This is a genomic window from Sphingobium sp. TomTYG74 (assembly GCF_055393875.1).
Genome location: NZ_AP027341.1, coordinates 953,623 through 975,524, shown reverse-complemented (window position 1 = coordinate 975,524; position 21,902 = coordinate 953,623). Strand labels below are relative to the sequence as shown.

At 61.4% G+C, this 21,902-nt stretch carries 24 protein-coding genes, 1 tRNA gene, 1 other RNA gene and 1 pseudogene; 13 read left to right on the top strand and 14 right to left on the bottom strand.

Going from position 1 to position 21,902, the window contains the following annotated elements; all coding sequences use genetic code 11:
• Positions 1-10: 10 nt before the first annotated feature.
• The 6 genes from aguB to rpsD form a co-directional block, all read right to left on the bottom strand.
• Complete coding sequence (gene aguB, locus ACZ5TB_RS04980; protein ID WP_464792221.1) at positions 11-859, bottom strand: N-carbamoylputrescine amidase; 849 nt, start codon at positions 857-859, stop codon at positions 11-13.
• Positions 860-872: 13 nt separating this feature from the next.
• Entirely contained in the window at positions 873-1,226 is a 354-nt protein-coding gene (locus ACZ5TB_RS04975) for a DUF3147 family protein (RefSeq protein WP_464792220.1), read from the bottom strand.
• Positions 1,226-2,209 (bottom strand): agmatine deiminase family protein, encoded by a 984-nt coding sequence (locus tag ACZ5TB_RS04970; RefSeq protein WP_464792219.1) that lies wholly within the window; start codon positions 2,207-2,209, stop codon positions 1,226-1,228. Before ACZ5TB_RS04970 ends, ACZ5TB_RS04975 begins: the two co-directional genes overlap by 1 nt.
• Positions 2,210-2,290: 81 nt before the next feature.
• On the bottom strand, positions 2,291-2,848 hold the full coding sequence (locus tag ACZ5TB_RS04965; RefSeq protein WP_464779615.1) for a PilZ domain-containing protein: 558 nt from the start codon (positions 2,846-2,848) through the stop codon (positions 2,291-2,293).
• Positions 2,849-3,023: 175 nt separating this feature from the next.
• On the bottom strand, positions 3,024-4,652 hold the full coding sequence (locus tag ACZ5TB_RS04960; protein WP_464792218.1) for a M28 family peptidase: 1,629 nt from the start codon (positions 4,650-4,652) through the stop codon (positions 3,024-3,026).
• 156 nt (positions 4,653-4,808) lie between these two features.
• Complete coding sequence (rpsD, locus tag ACZ5TB_RS04955) at positions 4,809-5,423, bottom strand: 30S ribosomal protein S4 (protein ID WP_097091626.1); 615 nt, start codon at positions 5,421-5,423, stop codon at positions 4,809-4,811.
• A gap of 232 nt (positions 5,424-5,655) precedes the next feature.
• On the opposite strand from rpsD, the gene ACZ5TB_RS04950 reads away from it, so the two are divergent.
• Positions 5,656-5,952: a chorismate mutase gene (locus ACZ5TB_RS04950; RefSeq protein ID WP_464779965.1), complete on the top strand. Its 297-nt coding sequence runs from the start codon at positions 5,656-5,658 to the stop codon at positions 5,950-5,952.
• Here ACZ5TB_RS04950 and ACZ5TB_RS04945 read toward each other — a convergent pair.
• From ACZ5TB_RS04945 to rpiB, 4 genes and pseudogenes are all read right to left on the bottom strand, one after another.
• A pseudogene (locus ACZ5TB_RS04945) lies at positions 5,949-6,740 on the bottom strand (RNA methyltransferase); the annotation flags it as partial. The gene ACZ5TB_RS04950 and the pseudogene ACZ5TB_RS04945 sit on opposite strands and share 4 nt — an antisense overlap.
• Before the next feature lie 31 nt (positions 6,741-6,771).
• Positions 6,772-7,233 carry a transcriptional regulator NrdR gene (gene nrdR, locus ACZ5TB_RS04940; RefSeq protein ID WP_196226215.1) on the bottom strand — a complete coding sequence of 154 codons (462 nt, stop codon included), beginning with the start codon at positions 7,231-7,233 and terminating at the stop codon, positions 6,772-6,774.
• A gap of 88 nt (positions 7,234-7,321) precedes the next feature.
• Entirely contained in the window at positions 7,322-8,641 is a 1,320-nt protein-coding gene (gene glyA, locus ACZ5TB_RS04935; RefSeq protein WP_464792217.1) for a serine hydroxymethyltransferase, read from the bottom strand.
• 12 nt (positions 8,642-8,653) lie between these two features.
• On the bottom strand, positions 8,654-9,091 hold the full coding sequence (rpiB, locus tag ACZ5TB_RS04930) for a ribose 5-phosphate isomerase B (RefSeq protein ID WP_464792216.1): 438 nt from the start codon (positions 9,089-9,091) through the stop codon (positions 8,654-8,656).
• Between the two features lie 103 nt (positions 9,092-9,194).
• On the opposite strand from rpiB, the gene ACZ5TB_RS04925 reads away from it, so the two are divergent.
• On the top strand, positions 9,195-9,392 hold the full coding sequence (locus ACZ5TB_RS04925; RefSeq protein WP_196226212.1) for a hypothetical protein: 198 nt from the start codon (positions 9,195-9,197) through the stop codon (positions 9,390-9,392).
• On the opposite strand, the gene ACZ5TB_RS04920 is transcribed toward ACZ5TB_RS04925, so the two are convergent.
• Positions 9,393-10,484 carry an HPP family protein gene (locus ACZ5TB_RS04920; protein ID WP_464792215.1) on the bottom strand — a complete coding sequence of 364 codons (1,092 nt, stop codon included), beginning with the start codon at positions 10,482-10,484 and terminating at the stop codon, positions 9,393-9,395.
• Positions 10,485-10,608: 124 nt separating this feature from the next.
• Positions 10,609-11,265 carry an alpha/beta hydrolase gene (locus tag ACZ5TB_RS04915; protein ID WP_196226211.1) on the bottom strand — a complete coding sequence of 219 codons (657 nt, stop codon included), beginning with the start codon at positions 11,263-11,265 and terminating at the stop codon, positions 10,609-10,611.
• Positions 11,266-11,411: 146 nt separating this feature from the next.
• Here ACZ5TB_RS04915 and ACZ5TB_RS04910 point away from each other — a divergent pair, with 146 nt between their 5' ends.
• The 11 genes from ACZ5TB_RS04910 (at position 11,412) to hisI (ending at position 20,694) form a co-directional block, all read left to right on the top strand.
• Positions 11,412-12,449 carry a cysteine desulfurase family protein gene (locus ACZ5TB_RS04910; protein WP_464792214.1) on the top strand — a complete coding sequence of 346 codons (1,038 nt, stop codon included), beginning with the start codon at positions 11,412-11,414 and terminating at the stop codon, positions 12,447-12,449.
• Entirely contained in the window at positions 12,446-13,537 is a 1,092-nt protein-coding gene (locus ACZ5TB_RS04905; RefSeq protein WP_464792490.1) for a cysteine desulfurase family protein, read from the top strand. The genes ACZ5TB_RS04910 and ACZ5TB_RS04905 overlap by 4 nt, the downstream gene beginning before the upstream one ends.
• A 17-nt stretch (positions 13,538-13,554) precedes the next feature.
• Positions 13,555-13,890 (top strand): 2Fe-2S iron-sulfur cluster-binding protein, encoded by a 336-nt coding sequence (locus tag ACZ5TB_RS04900; RefSeq protein ID WP_464792213.1) that lies wholly within the window; start codon positions 13,555-13,557, stop codon positions 13,888-13,890.
• A gap of 36 nt (positions 13,891-13,926) precedes the next feature.
• Positions 13,927-14,832, top strand: a complete 906-nt coding sequence (blaSGM, locus tag ACZ5TB_RS04895; protein ID WP_464792489.1) for an SGM family class A beta-lactamase — start codon at positions 13,927-13,929, stop codon at positions 14,830-14,832.
• 41 nt (positions 14,833-14,873) lie between these two features.
• Positions 14,874-14,971: signal recognition particle sRNA small type (ffs, locus tag ACZ5TB_RS04890), an RNA gene on the top strand.
• Positions 14,972-15,022: 51 nt separating this feature from the next.
• Positions 15,023-16,630 carry a DNA polymerase III subunit gamma/tau gene (locus ACZ5TB_RS04885; RefSeq protein ID WP_464792212.1) on the top strand — a complete coding sequence of 536 codons (1,608 nt, stop codon included), beginning with the start codon at positions 15,023-15,025 and terminating at the stop codon, positions 16,628-16,630.
• A complete protein-coding gene (locus ACZ5TB_RS04880; RefSeq protein WP_196226206.1) occupies positions 16,627-16,950 on the top strand; it encodes a YbaB/EbfC family nucleoid-associated protein in 324 nt (107 codons plus the stop codon). Before ACZ5TB_RS04885 ends, ACZ5TB_RS04880 begins: the two co-directional genes overlap by 4 nt.
• Positions 16,951-17,071: 121 nt before the next feature.
• Complete coding sequence (gene lon / locus ACZ5TB_RS04875; protein ID WP_464792211.1) at positions 17,072-19,468, top strand: endopeptidase La; 2,397 nt, start codon at positions 17,072-17,074, stop codon at positions 19,466-19,468.
• Between the two features lie 182 nt (positions 19,469-19,650).
• Complete coding sequence (locus ACZ5TB_RS04870) at positions 19,651-19,923, top strand: HU family DNA-binding protein (RefSeq protein ID WP_196226204.1); 273 nt, start codon at positions 19,651-19,653, stop codon at positions 19,921-19,923.
• 259 nt (positions 19,924-20,182) lie between these two features.
• Positions 20,183-20,259: transfer RNA gene (locus ACZ5TB_RS04865), tRNA-His, on the top strand.
• Between the two features lie 63 nt (positions 20,260-20,322).
• A complete protein-coding gene (hisI, locus tag ACZ5TB_RS04860) occupies positions 20,323-20,694 on the top strand; it encodes a phosphoribosyl-AMP cyclohydrolase (protein ID WP_464792488.1) in 372 nt (123 codons plus the stop codon).
• 1 nt (position 20,695) lies between these two features.
• Here the strand turns inward: hisI and ACZ5TB_RS04855 are convergent, their stop codons facing one another.
• Both ACZ5TB_RS04855 and ACZ5TB_RS04850 read right to left on the bottom strand, forming a co-directional pair.
• On the bottom strand, positions 20,696-21,040 hold the full coding sequence (locus tag ACZ5TB_RS04855; protein ID WP_464792210.1) for a hypothetical protein: 345 nt from the start codon (positions 21,038-21,040) through the stop codon (positions 20,696-20,698).
• Positions 21,041-21,217: 177 nt separating this feature from the next.
• Positions 21,218-21,895, bottom strand: a complete 678-nt coding sequence (locus ACZ5TB_RS04850; RefSeq protein WP_464792209.1) for a L,D-transpeptidase family protein — start codon at positions 21,893-21,895, stop codon at positions 21,218-21,220.
• Positions 21,896-21,902 lie beyond the last annotated feature (7 nt).

Sequence of the window (21,902 nt, the reverse complement as noted above, 5' to 3'; positions counted from 1 at the left end):
ATTCTCCCAATCAAATGTCTTGTGCGATCCGGGAATAAAGCTCCGGTCGCCGATCGCGGAAGAACCCCATGCCAGCTCGATGTTTGCGCGCCTGGGCCAGATCGATCGTAGCGACCAGCGCGCCATGATCCTTCGCATCGGCTTCCGCCGCGAAATCGCCCCACTCATCGCTGATGAAGCTGTGGCCGTAGAATTTCTGACCTTCCTCGTCACCAATCCGGTTCGCCGCGATGACCGGCATGCAATTGCTGACGGCATGACCGATCATGGCCCGGCGCCACATGCGGCTAGTGTCCAGATCCGCATCATAGGGTTCAGATCCGATCGCGGTAGGATAGAAGAGCAGCTCGGCTCCCATCAGCGCCATGATCCGCGCCGCTTCCGGATACCATTGGTCCCAGCAGATGCCGACGCCGATCGTGCCGTAGCGCGTCTCCCAAACCTTGAACCCGCTATTGCCGGGACGGAAATAATATTTTTCCTCATAACCCGGCCCGTCCGGAATGTGGCTCTTGCGATAGACGCCCATGATCTCGCCTTCATCGTCGATCATCGCGAGAGAATTATAATGATGCTGGCCGTCCCGTTCGAAAAAGCTGGTGGGAATGTAGACGCGCTCCGCCTTTGCCACCTTGCGCATCTCGGCCACGGCGGGATGTTCGCCGATCGGCTTGGCATTGGCGAACAGGGCCTCATCCTCGACCTTGCAGAAATAATGCCCTTCGAACAGTTCGGGCGGCAGGACGATCTTCGCGCCCCGTGCCGCTGCCTTCACCACATGGTCCGACACCATGGCGACATTGTCATCCAGATCCTCTGAAAAGGCGAGCTGAAGGGCGGCAACGGTGACTTTGGTCATATCCTCGATGGTCCTAGAGGCGAATGCCCAACCGGGCGGTGATGGCGACGGTTGCGAGATAGAGAAGGATCGTCATTGCGCAACCGGCGGTCAATGCTGGGGGAAAGGAAATGCCCCGCCGCAGCAGCGCGGGGATCAGCAGGAACATGGGCAGGGACGGCAGGACATAGTAAAAGGTCGCCTCTGCATGCCGCGCCATATTCTCGGCATCGGGCTTGTCATTCCACAGCCATATCATCCCCAGAACCGAAATCAGCGGCAGGGACGCGATCAACGCGCCAAGCGCCGGATATCGCCGGGATACGACAGACACGATGGCGATGATGACGCCCGACAAAAGCGCGCGTATCGCCAGCATCTCGCTCATCACGCGGACGGCATCTGCTGGCTGCAACAATGGAAACTGCCGCCGCCTGACAGGATGGCGTCGCTGCGGAGCCCGATGATCTCGCGATCGGGGAAGAACGGCTTGATCGTGTCCAGCGCCGCCTGATCATTGGGCTGGCCATAGACGGGCACGATGACGGCAGCGTTGCCGATATAGAAATTCATGTAGCTGGCGGGGATCACTTCGCCATCCACCAGCACGCGGCCGGGGGAGGGGATGGACGCCACCTCGACGCCGAACGCCTTTGCGCGAGCGCGGGCATCGGCATAGATGGCGGCGTTGGGATCATCATCCGTGCTTGCTTCGGGCAGTGCCAGCACCCCCGGAGCAACGAAGCGAGCCAGATTATCCACATGGCCGTCCGTATGGTCGTTCAGCAACCCGTCGCCCAGCCACAACATGTCGGAAAGCCCCAGCGATCCCGCCAGCAGCGTTTCGATCTTTCCGCGATCCAGGTCAGGGTTGCGATTGGGATTGAGCAGGCATTGCTCGGTCGTCACGAACAGGCCAGTGCCATCCGTGTCGATGGCGCCACCTTCGAATATCCAATGCTGCGAGGATGTCGCCAACCCGGTGGTCGCGGCCAGACGCGCACCGATATCTTCATCGCCCGACATCTGATATTTGCCGCCCCAGCCATTGAAGCCGAAATCGACCAGAGCCCGCTCGCTTCCGCGCATCACCGCGATCGGCGTTGTGTCTCGCAGCCATACGTCGCCCAGCTTCTGGACGACGATCGTCACATCCGGTCCAGCCAGCGATCGCGCCACTTCCGCGTCGCCCTCGTTGGCGCAGACCAGCCGCACTTCTTCGCCCTTGCCATCGGCATGAAGCGCCCGGGCAAAGGCAGCGATCTGCACCCGCGCATCTTCGAACGCGTCCGGCCATTCCTCCGGATAAGTGGGAAAGCCGATCCAGGTCCATTCATGCGGCGCCCATTCGGCAGGCATACGGAATGTCATCGGCTTTCTCCTGCTGAGATGGCGTTGTCCCCTGCGCTCTACAGGATTGAGGTCGGTGTGACAGCGCCAAATTCAACGGCGTCAGCCCATTATCTGCGCGGTCCACTGATCGAGCAACTTGAATCCCAAGGCTACCTCGAAACTCAGTCCCACATAATCATCCTCACGCCAGCGGACTGTGGCGTCCCGTTTTCCGAGCCCTTCGACGATCACCTGCACCTTCATGTTTTCTCGCAGCTGATCCGCTTCGTCGAGAAGCTTGATCCCAAATAGCGAAATGTCCTGCATAGTGCAGGAATGCATGCCGGTGATCGTCGCCACGGTGACCGGCATGACAATGTTCAGCCGGACTGCTTCCCGCTCGCTGCGGCCCTGCCTTTGTTCCGCGATGATGGTCGATATGGCGATATGCTCTTCGAACAGCAACGACACATGATCGCCCATGTTCATGCCGACGACCGCCGAAACGGAAAACCCGTTGCGCAGGCCCAGGTTGACGCTCTCGCCCGCCTTCATTGGCAGACTTGTTCGCACGAGCGCTTCACGCGGTGACAGTGAATGGACGACGCACAGGCATTCCTTGTGCGCCGTCACCAACTTGCCCACATGCAAGATTGTGACTGACTTATTGACTTCCACGACCCATCCCCATTTTTTTATCGTTACGTTTCCGATTCTTCGGACCCTTTGGTCATAGGGATCAAGTTTCCGTAAGGGAAACAATTAACTGGCTGGCCTAATTTGATAATGGGGCGAGCGCGCGCAGATCGATATTCTGCGTCGGATCGGACAGAAAATAGCGCGTCGGTCGCGCTCAATGATGCTGATGGCTGGCTCGACTTTCGTCCCGGATAGCGCGGAATTCGTCCCCTGCCATCCAGTTCGGCCACTCGGTGGTGTTCGCCAATGCCCTGCCAACCTCGTAATAAAGTTTTAGGTCAGCCTTCACGCCGCTCCAGTCCCATTTTGGATCATATTCGTCCTTTGGGCTGTGGTAACGATGGTCCTCATAATCCTTGGCCGCTGCGGCGCCCGCTTCAATCCCGCCCTTCGCCAGGTCTTGCCCACCTTCGAAATAGAGCATCGGCACGCCATGTTTGGCGAAACTGAAATGGTCGGATCGGTAGTAGAATCCTTTTTCCGGCGTAGGCTCCAGGCTGGCTACACGCTTCTGCGCGGCCAGGGCACGATCCAGATAGGCGTCCAACTGCGATTTGCCCTTGCCGATCACCACGACGTTTTTCGCCAGCCCTGCCATGCTGAGCGCGTCCATGTTGACGCCGCCCACTGTCTGCTTCAGCGGAAAGACGGGGTGGTCCCCATAATAGGCTGATCCCAGAAGCCCGGACTCCTCCGCAGTCACCGCCAGGAAAACCTGACTACGCGCGCTCGGCCCCGCTTTCACATTCGCCTCCGCCAGCGCAACCAGCGCTGCGGTCCCGGTCGCATTGTCGATGGCGCCGTTGCAGATGTCGTCGCCATCGGGCGCGGCTTCGCAGCGGCCAAGATGGTCCCAATGCGCCGCATAGAGCACATATTCATCAGGCCGGGTCTTGCCCGGCAGCAGAGCCACGAGATTCTTGGACATGTGCTTGCGGATGGCATTGTCAAAGGAAACGTTCGCCTTGATGCCTTTCAGTGGCACCGCCTTGAACCCGCGCTTCTTCGCCGCCGCGCTCAATCTATTCAGATTAAGACCCGCACTCGCCATCAGCGCCGCAGCCTTGTCCTTCTGCATCCACCCAATAGCCGCCGATTGTTTCGCATTGCCATCTGCGCTGTCCGCGACATGCTGCGCCCCGGTCCAGCTCGATTGAACGACGTTCCAGCCATAGGCGGCGGGCATAGTGTCATGAACGATGATCGCGGCCGCCGCGCCCTGCCGCGCGGCCTCTTCGAACTTATAGGTCCAACGGCCATAATAGGTCATGGCGCGGCCGTTGAACGGCCCGCTCAGGCTCGGGCTCTGATAATCCGGATCGTTGACCAGAATGATGACCGTCTTGCCTCGGACATCCACCCCGGCATAGTCGTTCCACTTCTTTTCAGGCGCCTTGATGCCATAGCCGACGAAGACGACCGGGCTATCCTTGACCTCGATATGCGGCGCAGCCGTGCGGTAGGTGGCGATTACCATCTGCGATCCATAATCGGCCGAAACCGGCCCCTTGCCGCCAATGAAACGCAGCGGCGAAACATTTTTCGCCGCGATCTCGACCAGCGGGACATCCTGGAACCAGCTTCCCTTGTTGCCCGGCTTCAACCCGATCGCCTCGAACCGTCGCACCAAATAGGAAAGCGTCTTCTCCTCCCCCGCAGTCCCCGGCGCCCGCCCTTCATAGGCGTCCGATGAAATTTCTTTCACCACTTCCTTCATGATATCGATCGACGGACTTATGTCCGATGAGGCCGCCGCCGCGGCACTGCCAGCAACTACGGCCATCAGCGAAATTGAAATAAACGGACGCATCGCAACAGCCTTGAAAAGGGAAGGGCGCAGCATTTCTGCCAGCAGCCCTCCCACGGGACAAGGTTTGTTGAACAAACAAAAAAGGCGGCCCCAAAGGACCGCCTTTCCGTACATTATGACCCTGATGGATCAGCGCGAATAGAATTCGACGACCAGATTGGGTTCCATCTTCACCGGGTAGGGCACTTCGTCCAGCGTCGGGACGCGGACATAGGTGACCTTGGCGGCGCCATCGGGCGACACATAATCAGGGATGTCGCGCTCAGGCAGGCTCTGTGCTTCCAGAACCAGCGCCATTTCCTGCGCCTTCTTGCCCAGGGTGATTTCGTCGCCCGGCTTAACCAGACGGCTTGCGATGTTGCACTTCACACCGTTCACATAGACGTGACCGTGCGAAACCAGCTGACGCGCCGACCAGATGGTGGGCGTGAACTTGGCGCGATAAACTACTGCGTCCAAGCGGCGCTCCAGCAGACCGATCAGGTTCTGGCCGGTGTCGCCCTTCATACGGGCGGCTTCGGTGTAGTTCTTCTTGAACTGCTTTTCGGTGATGTCGCCGTAGTAGCCCTTCAGCTTCTGCTTAGCCTTGAGCTGGATGCCGTAGTCGGACATCTTGCCCTTGCGTCGCTGGCCGTGCTGGCCGGGGCCATATTCACGCTTGTTGACCGGGCTCTTCGGGCGACCCCAGATGTTCTCGCCCATGCGACGGTCGAGTTTGTACTTCGCGCTGGAACGCTTCGACATGATAATTCCTTACAATCGCTAACAACGTTTGCTCACCCTCCTGATCCGAAAACCGGTTCCCACTTTTCGGGGAGGGTGAAATTTATTCCCGGTCCTCGCCTGCTTGCCATAAAGGGGCAGGGCCGCCGCTTCACCGGGGTGCGGGGCCAATCACGAAGGCGCGCCTATGGAGAAGGCAAAGTGGCATGTCAACCCTCGACAGCCGCCCTCGGCGCGCCTAGTCAGCGTCGCCATGGACCCCGAAACCTACACCAGCATGGCGCAAGTCCGGACCGGCGTGGATGAAATCGACCGTCAGCTAGTTGCGCTGCTGGCTCGACGCTTCGCCCACATGCGCGCGGCAGCCCGTATCAAGCCAGACAGAAGCGCCGTCCGCGACGAGGCTCGTAAGGCGGAGGTCATCGACAATGTTCGCGCTGAAGCTGCTCGTCTAGGCGTTCCCGCTGACATTCTCGCCGCTTTGTGGGACCAGTTGGTTGAAGCTTCGATCGCCTATGAAATGAAGGAATTCGATCGCCTCAAGGCTTAGCGTGATCGCGGATTGCTCAAGGCGGAAAGTACGCCGCGCAGCGTCCGCACCTCCAGATGGTTCCAGCCGGGCTTCGTCAGCAGGTTCCGCAACGTTCGCTTGGTCGCGGGTGCCCGATCGGGCGGGAAGAAATAGCCCGCTCCTTCCAGCAAAGTTTCGAACTGGTTTATCATCCCTTCCAGTTCCGCCTGTGGCGCCGGTTTGCCAAGGTCGACGACCGTCGGCTGTTCCAACTGAGCCGGTTTCGACCATTCATAGGCGCACAGGATGACCGCCTGCGCCAGGTTCAATGATCCGAATTCCGGATTGATCGGCACGGTCACGATCTTGCGCGCGAGCGCCACATCCTCCGTTTCAAGCCCTGACCGCTCCGGCCCGAAAACATAGGCCGCCTTTCCCGTAGCCTCGTGAATTTCGCGTGCCGCTTCTTCCGGCGTCACTACCGGCTTGGTCACGCCCCGCTTGCGTACCGTGGTCGCATAAACGTGCGAACAATCCGCGACGGCGTCGGCAAGGCTTTCAAAAACCTCCGCCTTGTCGAGCACGACATCGGCTCCCGCCGCCGACGGACCAGCATCAGGATTTGGCCACCCATCGCGCGGGCTGACCAGCCGCATGTCGGTCAGCCCGAAGTTCAGCATAGCCCGCGCGGCCTTGCCAATATTCTCGCCGAGTTGCGGGCGCACGAGGACGATGACGGGGCGGGGTGCTGAAGGCTCTGACATTATCCCGTTTGCTCTGAAAAATGGCCGAGCTTATCGCAGCTCGATATCGAAGGACTTTTGCGAAGTGGCGAATGGGAAGTTGGGCTGGCTGCCCTCACTCACTCCCAACCTCCTTCACCGAGCCCGCGAAATCCTCAAAGTCCTGAGCATCGGTGAAGTCCTTATACACGCTGGCGAAGCGAATATAGGCGACGCTGTCGAGCCGTTTGAGGCCTTCCATCACCATCTCGCCGATCGCGCGCGCAGGCACTTCGCCGTCGCCGCTGGTTTCCAGCTGCCGCTGAATACCGGAGATGAGCTTTTCCAACCTGCTGGGATCGATTTGCCGCTTGCGACAGGCGATGTCGATGGAGCGCGCCAGCTTGTCGCGATCGAACGCTTCCTTGCGGCCCTCGCTCTTCACCACCCATATGTCGCGCAACTGGATGCGCTCGAAAGTGGTGAAACGGGCTCCACAAGCTTCGCACTGTCGTCTGCGGCGAATGGCGGCACCATCTTCGGTGGGGCGGCTGTCCTTTACCTGACTGTCGTCATGAGCACAGAAGGGGCAACGCATTCAGTAATAAGCTCCGTTCGTTCGGATGAGTCGAGACACGAGATGGCACAGCCGCCGCGCCTCGACCACCCCTGACAGAAGGAAGCTATCAGCCTTCGTAGATCGGGAAGCGAGCGCAGAGTGCTGAGACTCGTTCCCGGACGTTGGCTTCGACCGCGGCGTCGCCATGCTCGCCATGGTCCCGTAGACCTTCCAGGACGTCCGCGATCATGTCGCCGATCGCTTCGAACTCGGCGACGCCGAAACCGCGCGTCGTACCGGCGGGCGAACCCACGCGGATGCCGCTGGTCTTGGTCGGGGGCAGGGGGTCACCCGGCACGCCATTTTTGTTGCAGGTGATGAAGCTGCGCTCCAGCGCCTCGTCGGCATCCTTGCCCGAAATGCCGTAGGGACGCAGATCGATCAGCGCCAGATGCGTGTCCGTGCCGCCCGAAACGACGGCAAGGCCGCGCTGCTCCAGCTTGCCCGCCAGCGCCTTGGCATTAGTGACGATCGCCTGCGCATAGATCCTGAACTCGGGCCGCAGCGCTTCGCCGAAAGCGACCGCCTTGGCCGCGATAACGTGCATCAGCGGGCCACCCTGAAGGCCGGGGAACACTGCCGAATTGATCTTTTTCGCAATGGCTTCGTCATTGGTCAGGATCATGCCGCCGCGCGGGCCGCGAAGGGTCTTGTGCGTGGTCGTGGTGACGACATCGGCAAAACCGAACGGCGTCGGGTGCGCGCCACCGGCGACGAGGCCAGCGAAGTGCGCCATATCAACCATCAGCAACGCGCCCACCTTGTCCGCGATCGCGCGGAACCGGGCGAAGTCGAGGTGACGGGGATAAGCCGATCCGCCCGCGATGATGAGCGTTGGCTTGGCTTCGATCGCCTGGGCTTCGAGGGCGTCATAGTCGATGACGTGCGTATCCTCGCGTACGCCATACTGCACGGCGTTATACCATTTGCCCGACAGCGCGGGCTTTGCACCATGCGTCAGGTGGCCGCCAGCGTCGAGCGACAGGCCCATGATGGTGTCGCCCGGCTTGGTCAGCGCCAGCATCACCGCGCCATTCGCCTGCGCGCCCGAATGGGGCTGCACATTGACGAAACCACAGTTGAATATCTGCTTGGCCCGGTCGATCGCCAGCTGCTCGACCTCATCCGAAGGCGCGCAGCCCTGATAGTAGCGCTTGCCCGGATAGCCCTCTGCATATTTGTTGGTGAAGACGCTGCCCTGAGCTTCCAGCACCGCCTTCGAGACGATATTTTCCGAGGCGATCAGCTCAATCTGGTTCTGCTCGCGCTTCAGTTCCTTGGTGATGCCAGCGAAGACCGCCGGATCTGCATCGGCCAGGTTGCGCGTGAAATAGCCTTCGGCGCGGATATCGGAGAGGTCGGGCTGGGCGAGGGTGGCGGTGCTCATAGGGCTGGCTCCTTAAAGCGCGGGCTGGGAGAGTTTTTCGACACGGCCACTATGGCGGCCACCGCCGAATTCGGTGGAAAGAAAAGCGGCGATGCAGGCTTTGGCCATATCCACGCCGATCAGGCGCGCGCCCAGGGCCAGCACGTTGGCGTCATTATGCTCACGCGACAGCGCTGCGGAAAGCGGCTCGGAAACCAAAGCACAGCGACAGGCCGGATTGCGGTTCACCGCGATGGAAATGCCGATTCCAGAGCCGCACAGCGCAATGCCGCGCTCCGCCGCGCCAGAGGCGATCGCGCTGGCGAGCTTGTACCCGAAATCGGGATAATCCACGCGGTCGGCCGTCGCGGGGCCAAGGTCATCGACCTCGTGCCCTTCGGTGCGCAACCATTCGGCAAGTTCCGCCTTCGGATCAACGGCGGCATGATCGGAAGCTAGGGCGATTTTCACGGCGAAATTGTCCTGTCACACAAAGGGTGATTCGTATCCCGCGCCTCTTAGGGGCAGAGGCGCCCAATTGCCACAGTCCAGCTGGCCGCTTATGGCCTGCTTCATGGCATCGACAATATTATCCATTCTCATGCTCGCGGGACTGTTTCTCACGGGCGGCGGCATCTACGCGATCGTGAAGAAGGGCGATCGCAAGCGTGGCGTCCTGATGATCATAGCCGGACTAGTCATGTTCGCCAATGTCGCGATTTCCGCTATCCCCGGCCCCGATGTACCGATGCTGGAACGCCAGAACCACTGATCAGGCGCGCAGGGCCATCGCCGCCAGCAGATCGGTTTGCGTCACCATCCCACGCAGCTGTCCCTCGCCATCCACGACGATGGCTTCATGCGTCAGTCCACTCGTCAGTGGCCGGAGCAACTCCGAGACTGGCGTATGTTCCGACACGAGCAGCGGCTCCGACGCAATGTCGCGGGCCGTCTCACCCGCCCGCGAAAGGTCGAGTGGACCGACCAGACCTCGAACCCGACCAGCCTCATCCAGCACCGGCAACGACAATAGACGCCGGGTGCGCAGCAGTTCGGCGGCCTCGGCCACGGACTGGCTTTCACGAATGGCCAGTATGTCGCGTGACATGATCTCGCCGCACGTCAGCGTGGCATGGCTGCGCTCGGCCGCGCGAACCTCCGCATCATGCAGCACGACCTGCAAGTCGGCGGCGTTGACGTCCAGAACATCGCCATAGGCCTGCAATGCTTCTTCGACATCTTGCTCGGAAGGTGGCGTTCGCAGCAAGGGCGCCGGATCATTCGTCCCATGTGCGCTCGGAGCTTTGGGCGCGACATGGGGATAGCTGTGCCCGGCGATCCGGTGAAAGATAATCGCTACCGTCACCAGCAGCGCGGTGTTCAGCCCTACCGGGATAAAAGCGAACATATAGCTCGGCGCACCATTGGCCGCGCCCAACACGACCGAAAGTGCGACTGCGCCGCCCGGCGGGTGGAGGCAGCGCAGCAGGGACATGCCCCCAATGGCGCAACCTACCGCCAGAGCAGCAGCTATCGTAGGATCAGGGATTAGTCGCGCGACGGTAATCCCGACTAGCGCCGACACGACATTGCCGCCGAAAACGGACCATGGCTGTGCAAGCGGGCTTGCTGGCACAGCGAACAACAGCACCGCCGAAGCGCCCATCGGGGCAACCAGCAACGGATGCGCTATGCCGTTCCCCAGCATCAGGCCGCAAAGCAATCCCGTGATCGCGATGCCGCCTATCGCGCCGCTCGCCGCTTTCAAACGGTCGAAAAATCCCGGCCCGGGCGGCGCAGGTATGAAGGCGCTGTAATAGCGGCTCCATATCAGGCGAACGTCGTTGTTCTTCTCGTCACTCATGGCCCGCCGCCGCTAGTCGCGGCGACCGCGCAGGCCAAGATATATTTTCTTGATAGCTGATTTGGCCGGAAACAAAGAAGGGCCGCGTTGCGAGCGGCCCTTCTTCAGCAACCTATGGAATGTCTCAGCGGATCGGCGAGTCAGGCGACAGGCGCATGTCGAGATAATTGTCGACCGACTTCATCAGCTGATCCAGCTCATGTTCGAAAAAGTGGTTCGCGCCACGGATTTCGTCATGATGGATGGTGATGCCCTTCTGCGTGCGCAGCTTATCGACCAGCTTCTGCACCGCGTTGGCAGTCACGACCTCATCCGCCGTTCCCTGCACGATGATACCGGAGGCAGGGCAGGGGGCGAGGAAGGAGAAGTCATACATGTTCGCGGGTGGCGCGACCGAGATGAAGCCGCGTATTTCTGGACGGCGCATCAGCAGTTGCATGCCGATCCATGCGCCGAACGAGAATCCCGCGATCCAGGTGGTTTGAGCCTCGGGGTGGAAGCTCTGAACCCAGTCCAACGCCGCGGCGGCATCGGACAGTTCGCCGATGCCATTGTCGAAAGTACCCTGGCTGCGGCCAACGCCCCGGAAGTTGAAACGCAACACGGCAAAGCCGCGCTTCACGAAAGTCTTGTAGAGAGCCTGCGTGATGCGGTCGTTCATCGTGCCGCCACCCTGCGGATGGGGATGCAAGATCATCGCGACCGGTGCGCGGGGACGGGGCGGAGGGCTGAAACGGCCTTCGAGGCGGCCTTCGGGTCCGGGGAAAATAACGTCGGGCATGGCACCTGTTATGGTTCTGGCCGCCACCCGGATAAAGGAGGCCGGCGGTTGGATGCGGGCGCGCGAAAGCCAGTGCTGGCGTTGCGCGGCAGACCGCCTATATAGAAGCCACCGCCATTTTCGCAATCAATGAGTAACATCGCCTCGTGGCCCTTGATCGCCTTTATCTGGACCACGCTGCGACAACCCCCATGCTGCCGCAGGCGAAAGCGGCCATGCGGGAGGCCATGGACCTGTGGGCAAATCCATCCAGCCCGCATGCGGAGGGACGGGCGGCCCGTGCTGCCCTGGAGGATGCCCGATCGCGGATCGCTGCTGCCTTGGGATGGAAGGGGCATGTTCTGTTCACATCGGGCGCGAGCGAGGCGATCGTCATTGGCCTGACGCGAGCAAAGGCCGCCCATATTTTAACGTCTCCGGTAGAACATGATTCGGTTCTCCGCGTGGCGCCTGAGGCCGAACGGCTGAAAGTCACCGCAGAAGGCGCAGTGGTGCTTGCTTCAACTACATTTGGTCCCGGTACGCTCCTCGCCATCCAGCATGTGAATAATGAAACCGGCGTCATTCAGCAGCTCGAAGCATTGGACCGTCAAGGATTGGTCCTCTTTGCCGACTGCGCTCAGAGCGCAGGCAAGCTTCCCCTGCCTGACGCGGACATAATCGCGATCAGTGCCCATAAATTTGGAGGGCCGCCCGGAGTGGGCGCGCTTCTCGTCCGGGATTTGGCGCTCCTGCTACCCAGTGGTGGTCAGGAACAGGGTTATCGGCCCGGCACTGAAAACCTCCCCGGCGTTCTTGCCATGGCTGCTGCCCTGGAAGATCGCCCTGGCTGGTTGCCGGAAGCTGCGCGACTCCGGGAGCGACTGGACCAAGCCATCGAGGAAAGGGGGGGCGAAATCGTTGCACGCGCCGCGCCTCGTAGCCCTGCGATTGCCAGCTACCGCCTGCCCGGCGTTTCAGCCCGCGCCCAACTCATTCAGTTCGACCTGGCCGGAATTTCTGTTTCGGCGGGCAGCGCTTGCTCATCCGGGTCGCTCAAAACCAGCCACGTCCTGCACGCCATGGGTTGGGACGAGGCTGCGGCCGGTGAAGTCATACGGGTCAGCTTCGGTCCATCGACCAGTGATGCCGACATTGACCGCTTCCTCGACCAATGGACAAGGATGGCGAGCAGGCGGCCATGACCATCTATCTGGACTATCAGGCCACGACGCCGCTCGCTCCAGAGGCCTTTGACGTCATGGTCCCACTTCTGCGCGACCAGTTCGCCAACCCCCACAGCGCCCACCGCTTGGGGAGAGCCGCTGCGGCGCAAGTCGAGCTGGCACGCGAAGAAATCATCAGGCTGTTGCCCGAGGGAGGGCGGCTGATTTTCACATCGGGCGCGACCGAAGCGCTGAACCTCGCCATTCTCGGGGCGCCCGTCGGCGACATAGTGACGCTGGCGACCGAGCATGCCGCCGTTCTTGACACGGTGTCCGCGCTCGGAGCCAAGGGACGCAGTGTCACGATCCTGCCAGTCGGCAGCGACGGCCTTGTCGATCTGGACGCAGCGGAAGCCGCGATCAAACCCGGCGTGAGGCTCGTTGCTGCGATGCTGGTGAACAATGAGATCGGCGTCGTTCAGCCGGTGGACAAGATCGCCGACCTTGCTCACCGCGCAGGGGCGCTGTTCCTCTGCGATGCGGTGCAAGGCTATGGCCGTGCCCCGATCCCCGATAGCTGCGACATGATCGCCATAAGCGCGCACAAGATCCATGGTCCAAAGGGCGTGGGTGCCCTCTGGATACGGGACGAGGTGAAGTTGGAACCCGTCATGTACGGTGGCGGGCAAGAGGCGGGCCTGCGATCAGGCACGCTATCGCCTGCCTTGTGCGCCGGTTTCGGCGTCGCCGCTCGGTTGATGCGGGAAAGGGCGGAGCAGGACCACGCCCATGTAGAGGCGCTATGGCAACAGGCGCGCGAGCTGTTCGACACATGGACCCTCAACGGCAGCGTGGACGTGCGCTATCACGGCAATCTCAATATTCGCCGAGACGGGATCGATGGCGCCCGGCTGTTGTCGGAATGCCGTGAAGTCGCATTTTCGCTGGGAAGTGCTTGCGCGAGCGGCTCCGGGCGGCCAAGCCATGTGTTGCGTGCCATCGGATTGTCGGACCGGGAGGCGCGTGGATCGGTGCGGATCGGCTTTGGCCGGTACACGACACTGGCCGAATTGGAGAGCGCCGCAAAGATAATGAACGACGCGGCAGCCGTACAAGCGGCGCCGTAGCCAAGGGAGTCGCAATCATGATCAGGGTCACGTTCGTCAGTGCGGATGGCGAAAATCGTCAGGAGGTCGATGCCGTCGCAGGCTCGGTGCTTCTGGAGGTAGCTCAGGCGGCAGGCCAGCCGCTGGAGGGAACGTGCGAGGGACAGATGGCCTGTTCCACCTGCCATGTGATTGTTGAAGCTGAAGATTTTTCCAAACTGCCGCTAGCCAGCGAGGCGGAAGAGGATATGCTGGACCTAGCCGCAGCAGCCACGCGGACCAGCCGTCTGTCCTGCCAAATCATATTGGAGGATAAGCTCGACGGCCTCACCGTCCGCATCCCCGGCGAATCCTATAATATGCAGGGCATGTAGCGCATGCGCCTTCGTATCGGTGTCGTGGCGGGGGTGATGGTGTCGCTTTCTGGCCCAGTCATGGCGCAACAGGAAGGGGCGCGCCAATCCCTCTTGCCGCCTGCGCCGCGTTACATGGTCAGCGAATCGGCTATGAAGTCCGTGCGCAACCCGCGCGAGATCGAGAAGGAGACCGGCGGCCGCCTCGGCGTGGCTCTGGTCGATAACAAAGGCGCGTTACTGCTTGGCTTCAACCGGGACGAACGCTTCGCCATGTGCTCGACCTTCAAGGCGCCTCTGGCCGCAGCCGTGCTCATGGGCGCCGATGCAGGGCGGTTCGGGCTGGAAGGACAGGTGGCGTTCACTGACGCTGACATTCTCGACTATGCACCCGTGGTTAAGGCGAACCGTAAGCGCGGCCGCCTGTCCCTGGCCGAACTGGCCGAGGCGGCAGTGGAGGTCAGCGACAACAGTGCCGCAAACCTGCTGCTGCCGATGATCGGCGGCCCCGAAGGCCTGACCGCCTTCGCTCGCGCGCATGGCGACACGGTGACGCGCCTCGACCGGACAGAGCCCTCGCTCAACGAAAATGTGGAGGGCGATCCTCGCGACACCACCAGCCCCGCCGCCATGGCGGGCCTCATCGCGCGTCTGCTCTTCCGCGACATGAAGCCCGAAAGCGCCGAGCGTCTCCGAACCTGGCTCAACGCCAGCACAACGGGCGATAAACGCATCAAGGCTGGCCTGCCAAAAGGGTGGATTTCAGGCAGCAAGACCGGCAGCTGCGGCACCGCCTATAATGACGTGGCATTGGTGAAGGCGCCGTCGGGCGAGGAATATGTGCTGGCCGTCTATCTCGATCGGCCGACCACCGATGCCAAGGCGGCCGAGGCCGCCATCGCCGAAGCGGCTCGCGCCGCACTTGATTTCGTCGCAAAGGCGCAGCGAACCGGACTTGAATAACCCGGCCCTTGCCATCGCCACAGCCTTTCGCCATATGCCGCGCCGGGAGTCGGGCGGACGTGGTCGTCGCCAACCTGGTCAGGTCCTGACGGAAGCAGCCACAACGATTTCGCCGCGGGTCGTTCCGGCTCCCACCTTTATTCGGCTTTCCGGCTTCGACAGCCGCTCCTCAAGCCGCTAGATTGTTACCATGTCCGATTCATCTCAGCCCTATCGCGTGCTTGCGCGCAAATACCGGCCGCGCAGCTTTCGCGAACTGATCGGGCAGGATGCCATGGTCCAGACGCTGGGTAACGCGATCCGTCGCGGTAGGCTGGCCCACGCGTTCCTGATGACCGGGGTGCGAGGCGTCGGGAAAACATCGACCGCGCGCCTGATCGCCAAGGCATTGAACTGCGTAGGGCCGGACGGGCAGGGCGGACCCACCATCGATCCCTGCGGCGTGTGCGAACCCTGCCAGGCAATTGCCGAGGGCCGCCACATCGACGTGGTCGAAATGGACGCCGCCAGCCACACTGGCGTCGATGACGTGCGCGAGATTATCGAGGCGGTGCGCTATGCCGCAGTCTCCGCGCGCTACAAGATCTACATCATCGATGAAGTCCATATGCTGTCGAAGAACGCGTTCAACGCGCTTCTCAAGACGCTCGAAGAGCCGCCAGCGCATGTGAAATTCCTGTTCGCCACGACCGAAGTGAACAAGGTCCCCGTTACCGTCCTGTCCCGTTGCCAGCGCTTCGACCTGCGCCGTATTCCCGCTGAACTGCTCGCGGCCCACTTTGCCCATGTGGTCGAGGCGGAACAGGTTGCCGCCGAAGACGATGCCCTCGCGCTGATCGCCCAGGCAGCCGAAGGCTCCGCCCGCGACGGCCTTTCCATCCTCGACCAGGCGATTGCCCATGCGGAGATGGGGGAGGGCGCCCCGCTCGTCACAGCCGCTCAGGTCCGCGATATGCTCGGCCTTTCGGATCGTGGCGCCGTTCGCCGCCTGCTCGGCCTGCTGTTGGAGGGCGATACCGCCGCGCTGCTGACTGCGGTGCGCGAGCAGTATGCGCTCGGTGTGGAGCCCCTGTCGCTGGTCCGTGGCCTGCTTGAACTGGTGCATGCCGTGACGCTGGCGAAGGCGGGGCGGGATATCGCCAACCCCGGCCAGTCTGCGGAGGAACGGGAGGCGCTCTCAACCTGGGCCTCGCAAATCGGTTTCGCGCCGCTTCATCGGCTCTGGCAACTGCTCCTAAAGGGCCATGACGAGGTTGCGGGCGCCGCGTTCCCCATCGAATCCTGCGAGATGGCCCTGCTACGCGTCATGCACGCCGCGACCATGCCCGACCCCGGCGAGATCGCGCGTCTGCTGCGGGAAGGCTCCGTTCCGGCTGCGCAGACAGCTTCGGCTCCTGCTTCATCCGCCGCTGCTCCTGCCGCATCACTGCCCAGGGATGCGAAGGCCCTCGTCGATTTGCTTTGGGAACAAAAGAAGGGCCGGCTCGCTGACTTCCTTCATGATTGCGTGCGCGTCGTCCGGTTCGATCCACCTGAATTGGAATTACAACTAACGCAGGAGTGGGCCGACGGCGATTTCTGCCGTACGCTCGCAGTGGAATTGCAAAAGGCGACGGGTTCCTCGTGGCAAATAAGGCGCAGTGAAGGCAGTGCCGTTCCGTCATTGCTGGAGCAGCAACAGGCAAGTCAGGCGCAAGAGCGCGCCGAAATATTCGATACCCCGGTGGTGAAGGCCGTGCTTGCAGCCTTCCCCGAAGCCGATCTTGATCGGACCGAAGCATGGAGCGCAGAGCGATGAAGGATTTGAACGAAATATTGGGCATGGCCAGCCGCGTGCAGGAAGAACTGCAACGCGCGCAGGACAATCTCGACAAGATCGAGGTTGAGGGAGCCGCAGGCGGCGGTCTGGTAAAGGTCCGCGCTTCGGCCAAGGGGCGTATCGTCGGCGTGTCGATCGACGATAGCCTGCTCGCTCCTAGCGAAAAGCAGATGCTTGAGGACCTGGTAGCCGCGGCTTTCAACGACGCTCGCAAAAAAGCGGACGAGGTAAGTTCTGCCGAAATGTCGAAGATGACGAGCGGCCTCCCGCTTCCGCCGGGGTTCAAGCTGCCTTTCTGATCGGCACTCGGATAACAGTCCGTTCAAAAGGACGGCACCAATTGAATGAGGCCCCGACTGTCCCCATAAAGCCATGAACCGCATGGCAGAGCAAATAATCGTGCGGCCCGCCGGAGATTGAATGACTACGCAATATCCCCTCCTTCCGTTGCGCGACATCGTGGTTTTCCCGCAGATGATCGTCCCGCTTTTCGTCGGCCGCGACAAGAGCGTCTCTGCCCTTGAGTCGGCGATGGAAGGAAATAAGGAAATCTTCCTCGTGTCGCAGCTTGATCCTGCCGAGGATGATCCGAACCGTGACTCGCTGTACGACACTGGGGTCGTTGCCATCGTGCTGCAGCTGTTGAAGCTGCCGGACGGCACCGTCCGCGTGTTGGTCGAAGGAAAGCATCGCGCGCAACTGCAGTCGATCAGTTCGGCCGACAACCATCTGATCGCCGAAGTCGATCCGGTCGATGAGGTCGCGGCCGAGGGGCCTGAGGCCGAGGCGCTGATGCGCTCCGTCGCCGAGCAATTTGAAAACTACGCGAAGCTCAACAAGAAGCTGCCCGCCGAAACGCCGGTTCAGCTTCGTGAGATCGACGATGCAGGCCGTCTCGCCGACGCCGTTGCCGCCAACATCAACGTGAAGGTCGCCGACAAGCAGTCGCTGCTGGTGGAGGCTGATCCCGTAAAGCGTCTGGAGATGGTCTTCGCCTTCATGGAAGGCGAGCTTGGCGTCCTCCAGGTCGAAAAGAAGATTCGCGGCCGCGTGAAGCGGCAGATGGAAAAGACCCAGCGCGAATATTATCTGAACGAGCAGCTCAAGGCGATCCAGCGCGAGTTGGGTAATGGCGAGGGCGAAGAAGGCGACGAACTCGCCGAACTGGCCGAGAAGATCGCCAAGACAAAGCTCAGCAAGGAAGCGCGGGCGAAGGCGACGGCCGAGTTCAAGAAGCTCAAGGGCATGCAACCCATGTCCGCCGAAGCCACGGTCGTGCGTAATTATCTCGACGTGCTGCTAGGCCTGCCCTGGGGCAAGAAGGGCAAGGTCAAGACCGACCTCAAACGCGCGCAGGCGATCCTGGATGAGGATCATTTCGCGCTGGAGAAGGTCAAGGACCGGATCATCGAATATCTCGCCGTGCAGGCCCGGACCAACAAGCTGAAGGGGCCGATCCTCTGCCTCGTCGGCCCTCCGGGCGTTGGCAAGACCTCGCTCGGCCGATCAATCGCCAAGGCGACGGGTCGCGAATTCGTGCGCCAGTCGCTTGGCGGTGTGCGCGACGAAGCCGAAATCCGTGGCCATCGCCGTACCTATATCGGGTCTCTGCCGGGCAAGATCGTGACCAACCTCAAGAAAGCGGGAACGATGAACCCGCTCTTCCTGTTGGATGAGATCGACAAGCTGGGCCAGGATTTCCGGGGCGATCCGGCTTCGGCGCTGCTGGAGGTGCTGGATCCGGAACAGAACAGCAAGTTCCAGGATCACTATCTGGAGATCGATGTCGATTTGTCGGACGTGATGTTCGTCACGACCGCCAACTCGCTGAACCTACCGCAGCCGCTGCTGGACCGCATGGAGATCATCCGGCTGGAAGGCTATACCGAGGATGAGAAGGTCGAGATTGCGCAGCGCCACTTGCTGCAGAAGCAGATCGACGCTCACGGCCTCAAGGAAGGCGAGGTGGAAGTCACCGAAGCCGCGATCCGTGATCTTATCCGCTACTATACGCGTGAGGCTGGCGTCCGCACGCTTGAACGTGAAGTGGCACGGATTGCCCGCAAGGCGCTCCGCAAAATCCTAGAAGGCGTTTTCGAGAAGGTCACGATCACGCCGGAAAATCTTGCCGAATATGCCGGGGTGCGGAAGTTCCGCCACGGCGTCGGTGAGGAGGAGAACCAGATCGGCGCCGTTACTGGCCTCGCCTGGACCGAAGTTGGCGGCGAGCTGCTGACCATCGAAGCGGTCACCGTCCCTGGAAAGGGCGCCATCCGGACCACCGGCAAGCTTGGCGAGGTGATGAACGAGTCCGTGCAGGCGGCCTTCTCCTATGTGAAGGCGCGTTCGCCCGGCTACGGTATCAAGCCCAGCATCTTCACCCGCAAGGACATCCACATCCACCTTCCCGAAGGTGCGGTGCCAAAGGATGGACCGTCCGCAGGCATCGGCATGGTGACGAGCATCGTCTCGACATTGACCGGCATCCCTGTTCACAAGGATGTCGCCATGACGGGCGAGGTGACGCTGCGTGGCCGGGTGCTTCCGATCGGCGGCCTCAAGGAAAAGCTCCTCGCAGCCTTGCGAGGCGGCATCAAAACGGTGCTGATCCCGGCGGAGAATGAAAAGGATTTGGCGGAAATTCCGGCAAATATTAGGGAAGGGCTGGAAATCGTTCCCGTTTCCCATGTGGATGAAGTGCTTGCCCGCGCGTTGATTTCAGTGCCTGAAGCGATCGCCTGGACAGAAGAAGATGACCTGGCCGCCCAGCCGAGTCCGGCTACAGGGCGGGATGGGGACGCGACGCTTCGCCACTGATTGCAGGCACAACGGTAATTAGCCGCCACTTTCAGTAAGATTTAGGCCTATGGTTGAAAATCTCATTGGAGGTGGTGGCTTTGTCGCTTTCCCTTTGACAGCCGATCAAAGCTGGGCCTTATTGCGCCGCCGACGCCGCGATTCCTTAGCTATTCACACAATTAGAAGGGGGTTCCCAAGGTATGAACAAGCAGGATTTGATCAGTGCTGTTGCCGAAAGCAGCGGCCTTAGCAAAAGCGACGCCAGCAAGGCGGTCGAAGGCGTATTCGATTCCATCTCGTCTGCACTTAAGAAGGGCGACGAAGTCCGACTCGTGGGCTTCGGCACCTTTTCCGTTTCGCAGCGCAAGGCGTCCACCGGCCGCAATCCGCGTACTGGCGAAACTATGACGATCAAAGCGTCGGCCCAGCCCAAGTTCAAGGCGGGCAAGGGTCTGAAGGACTCGGTCAACTAACAAGCAGGATGGCGCCTTCCAGGGCGCCTTATCCAGAAACCAAGATGTTGGGCATCGCGGCCTGATTGGTTTAGGAGAGTAGCGTCGCCGAAGGTGAGAAAGCCTCGTTGCGACCATGTACTGAACAGAGGAAAGAGGGGCGCGGACCAGTCGGTCGGCGCCCCGTTTCTTTTTCCATCGTGCGCACGCATTTGCCAGCTTGACGACTAACCAATCGCCGCATATGTGCCGCATCTCTCTTGGGCCGCACGGCCCTGTGGCGATCGTAGCTCAGTTGGTTAGAGCGCTGGTTTGTGGTACCAGAGGTCGGGGGTTCGGATCCCCTCGATCGCCCCATTTTCCTCCTTTTTCTGACGCGATGGGCTTCGCATGAGCCCTCCACCGGACTATAGCGCGACTATGGACGATGCGCGTGACAAGGGCCTGACCCTCAATCCCAAATATGATCGTGACGGACTGATCACAGCGGTCGTGACCGACGCTGGCGGCGGCGATGTGCTTATGGTCGCCCATATGAATGCGGAAGCGCTGGCCCTGACCGTGGAAACCGGATTGGCGCATTTCTGGTCGCGCAGCCGCCAATCGCTCTGGAAAAAGGGCGAGACGTCGGGCCACATGCTGGAGGTACGCGACATCCGGATCGATTGCGACCAGGACGCGGTTTGGGTGAAGGCGGTTCCGGCAGGCCCCGCCTGTCACACAGGCGCGCGTTCCTGCTTCTTTCGCCACGTAGGCCCGGAAGGACTGACTGCTGTCGATACGGTGGAATAGCCTAGCCTTCCTGCCGCTGCTGGTTGCGTGCCAGGGGGACGGCGGGCGCTCTGCAACCTCGACAGGCAATACGGCTTCGGCGGCAGGGCTGGAACGTGCGGCGATTGAAAGCGGCGTCATTGCGGACACCTCCAGATCGACTCCCGTCGGACTTTTCCAGCGTCATCATGAGGCGGGCAGTGACAGCCTGTGCATCATCCCCGGTCGATCCGGCGACTTCCGCTTCGGCGTCGAGGCCATTTTCGGCGAGGATCAGCGCTGTCGGGGGCGGGGCTCGGCAAAGCGAGCCGGAGAGAAGCTGATACTCAGCTTCAATCGCGCCGGGGGTTGCATCATCGTCGCCCAATATGATGGCGATCAGATCGCCTTCCCCGGTGTTCTCGACCTGAAGTGCGCTGATCTTTGCGAAGGCCGGGGCTCACTTGAAGGCGTCAGCTTCCCCCGCGCATCGAGCGACGCCAGCTCTGCGCTGCGCGCCACCGGGGGCGATGGCAATCCGCTTTGTGAACAGGATTGACGCGGTTCAGCCCGCGTCTCGAACCTGGCTGGTGTCCAGCATTTTGCCCTGCGTGATGATCACCAGATCCCCCAGCTTCACCGCCGCGAACAGCTTGCGCGCGAAGGCAGTCGGCACCCCGATGCAGCCATGGGTTGCATTCCCCCATTTGACGTCGCTGCCATGGATCGCCACGCCATCATTCGTCAGTCGCAGCATATAAGGCATCGGCGCATCATAAAGGTTGGACACATGGTCCGCGTCCTTCTGCGTAATGGGGAAGGCGCCCAAGGGGCTGGGCTTGTCATCCGCGCCATAAAGGATCACTGCCGCGCCAATTTCATGGCCAGCGCGAAATGCTGACAGCGTCTGAGCTTTTAGATCCACCGTGATGATGACCGGCCCCGTCGCAGGAGCCTGGCTCTCATCCCAGACATAGTCGCCATGACGGAACGGCCCCTCGATCGGCAGCACGCTTTTGACCACCAGCGCGTGCGGATCGACGGGCAGCGGCTGTGACCGGCTTCGCTCGATCGGTGCGTTGGCAGGAGCACTTTCAGGTGAGGCGGTCTTGTGCGGCGAGGCCTCAAGATCGCGCCCGCGATCCATATACATACTCACCAGCAAACCGGCAGCGCCAAGCACGCCGCCTATGATCAGCTTCGGCCCCGCCGCTTTCGCTACATTCCGGATCAGTCGCGCCATGCCCGTT

What these genes read in the sequence shown, in the direction of transcription:
- aguB (WP_464792221.1), bottom strand. Translation starts at nt 859, where the DNA reads ATGACCAAAGTCACCGTTGCCGCCCTTCAGCTCGCCTTTTCAGAGGAT.
- ACZ5TB_RS04975 (WP_464792220.1), bottom strand. Translation starts at nt 1,226, where the DNA reads ATGAGCGAGATGCTGGCGATACGCGCGCTTTTGTCGGGCGTCATCATC.
- ACZ5TB_RS04970 (WP_464792219.1), bottom strand. Translation starts at nt 2,209, where the DNA reads ATGACATTCCGTATGCCTGCCGAATGGGCGCCGCATGAATGGACCTGG.
- ACZ5TB_RS04960 (WP_464792218.1), bottom strand. Translation starts at nt 4,652, where the DNA reads ATGGCCGTAGTTGCTGGCAGTGCCGCGGCGGCGGCCTCATCGGACATA.
- rpsD (WP_097091626.1), bottom strand. Translation starts at nt 5,423, where the DNA reads ATGTCGAAGCGTTCCAGCGCGAAGTACAAACTCGACCGTCGCATGGGC.
- ACZ5TB_RS04950 (WP_464779965.1), top strand. Translation starts at nt 5,656, where the DNA reads ATGGACCCCGAAACCTACACCAGCATGGCGCAAGTCCGGACCGGCGTG.
- nrdR (WP_196226215.1), bottom strand. Translation starts at nt 7,233, where the DNA reads ATGCGTTGCCCCTTCTGTGCTCATGACGACAGTCAGGTAAAGGACAGC.
- glyA (WP_464792217.1), bottom strand. Translation starts at nt 8,641, where the DNA reads ATGAGCACCGCCACCCTCGCCCAGCCCGACCTCTCCGATATCCGCGCC.
- ACZ5TB_RS04925 (WP_196226212.1), top strand. Translation starts at nt 9,195, where the DNA reads ATGGCATCGACAATATTATCCATTCTCATGCTCGCGGGACTGTTTCTC.
- ACZ5TB_RS04920 (WP_464792215.1), bottom strand. Translation starts at nt 10,484, where the DNA reads ATGAGTGACGAGAAGAACAACGACGTTCGCCTGATATGGAGCCGCTAT.
- ACZ5TB_RS04915 (WP_196226211.1), bottom strand. Translation starts at nt 11,265, where the DNA reads ATGCCCGACGTTATTTTCCCCGGACCCGAAGGCCGCCTCGAAGGCCGT.
- ACZ5TB_RS04905 (WP_464792490.1), top strand. Translation starts at nt 12,446, where the DNA reads ATGACCATCTATCTGGACTATCAGGCCACGACGCCGCTCGCTCCAGAG.
- ACZ5TB_RS04900 (WP_464792213.1), top strand. Translation starts at nt 13,555, where the DNA reads ATGATCAGGGTCACGTTCGTCAGTGCGGATGGCGAAAATCGTCAGGAG.
- blaSGM (WP_464792489.1), top strand. Translation starts at nt 13,927, where the DNA reads ATGGTGTCGCTTTCTGGCCCAGTCATGGCGCAACAGGAAGGGGCGCGC.
- ACZ5TB_RS04885 (WP_464792212.1), top strand. Translation starts at nt 15,023, where the DNA reads ATGTCCGATTCATCTCAGCCCTATCGCGTGCTTGCGCGCAAATACCGG.
- ACZ5TB_RS04880 (WP_196226206.1), top strand. Translation starts at nt 16,627, where the DNA reads ATGAAGGATTTGAACGAAATATTGGGCATGGCCAGCCGCGTGCAGGAA.
- lon (WP_464792211.1), top strand. Translation starts at nt 17,072, where the DNA reads ATGACTACGCAATATCCCCTCCTTCCGTTGCGCGACATCGTGGTTTTC.
- ACZ5TB_RS04870 (WP_196226204.1), top strand. Translation starts at nt 19,651, where the DNA reads ATGAACAAGCAGGATTTGATCAGTGCTGTTGCCGAAAGCAGCGGCCTT.
- hisI (WP_464792488.1), top strand. Translation starts at nt 20,323, where the DNA reads ATGGACGATGCGCGTGACAAGGGCCTGACCCTCAATCCCAAATATGAT.
- ACZ5TB_RS04850 (WP_464792209.1), bottom strand. Translation starts at nt 21,895, where the DNA reads ATGGCGCGACTGATCCGGAATGTAGCGAAAGCGGCGGGGCCGAAGCTG.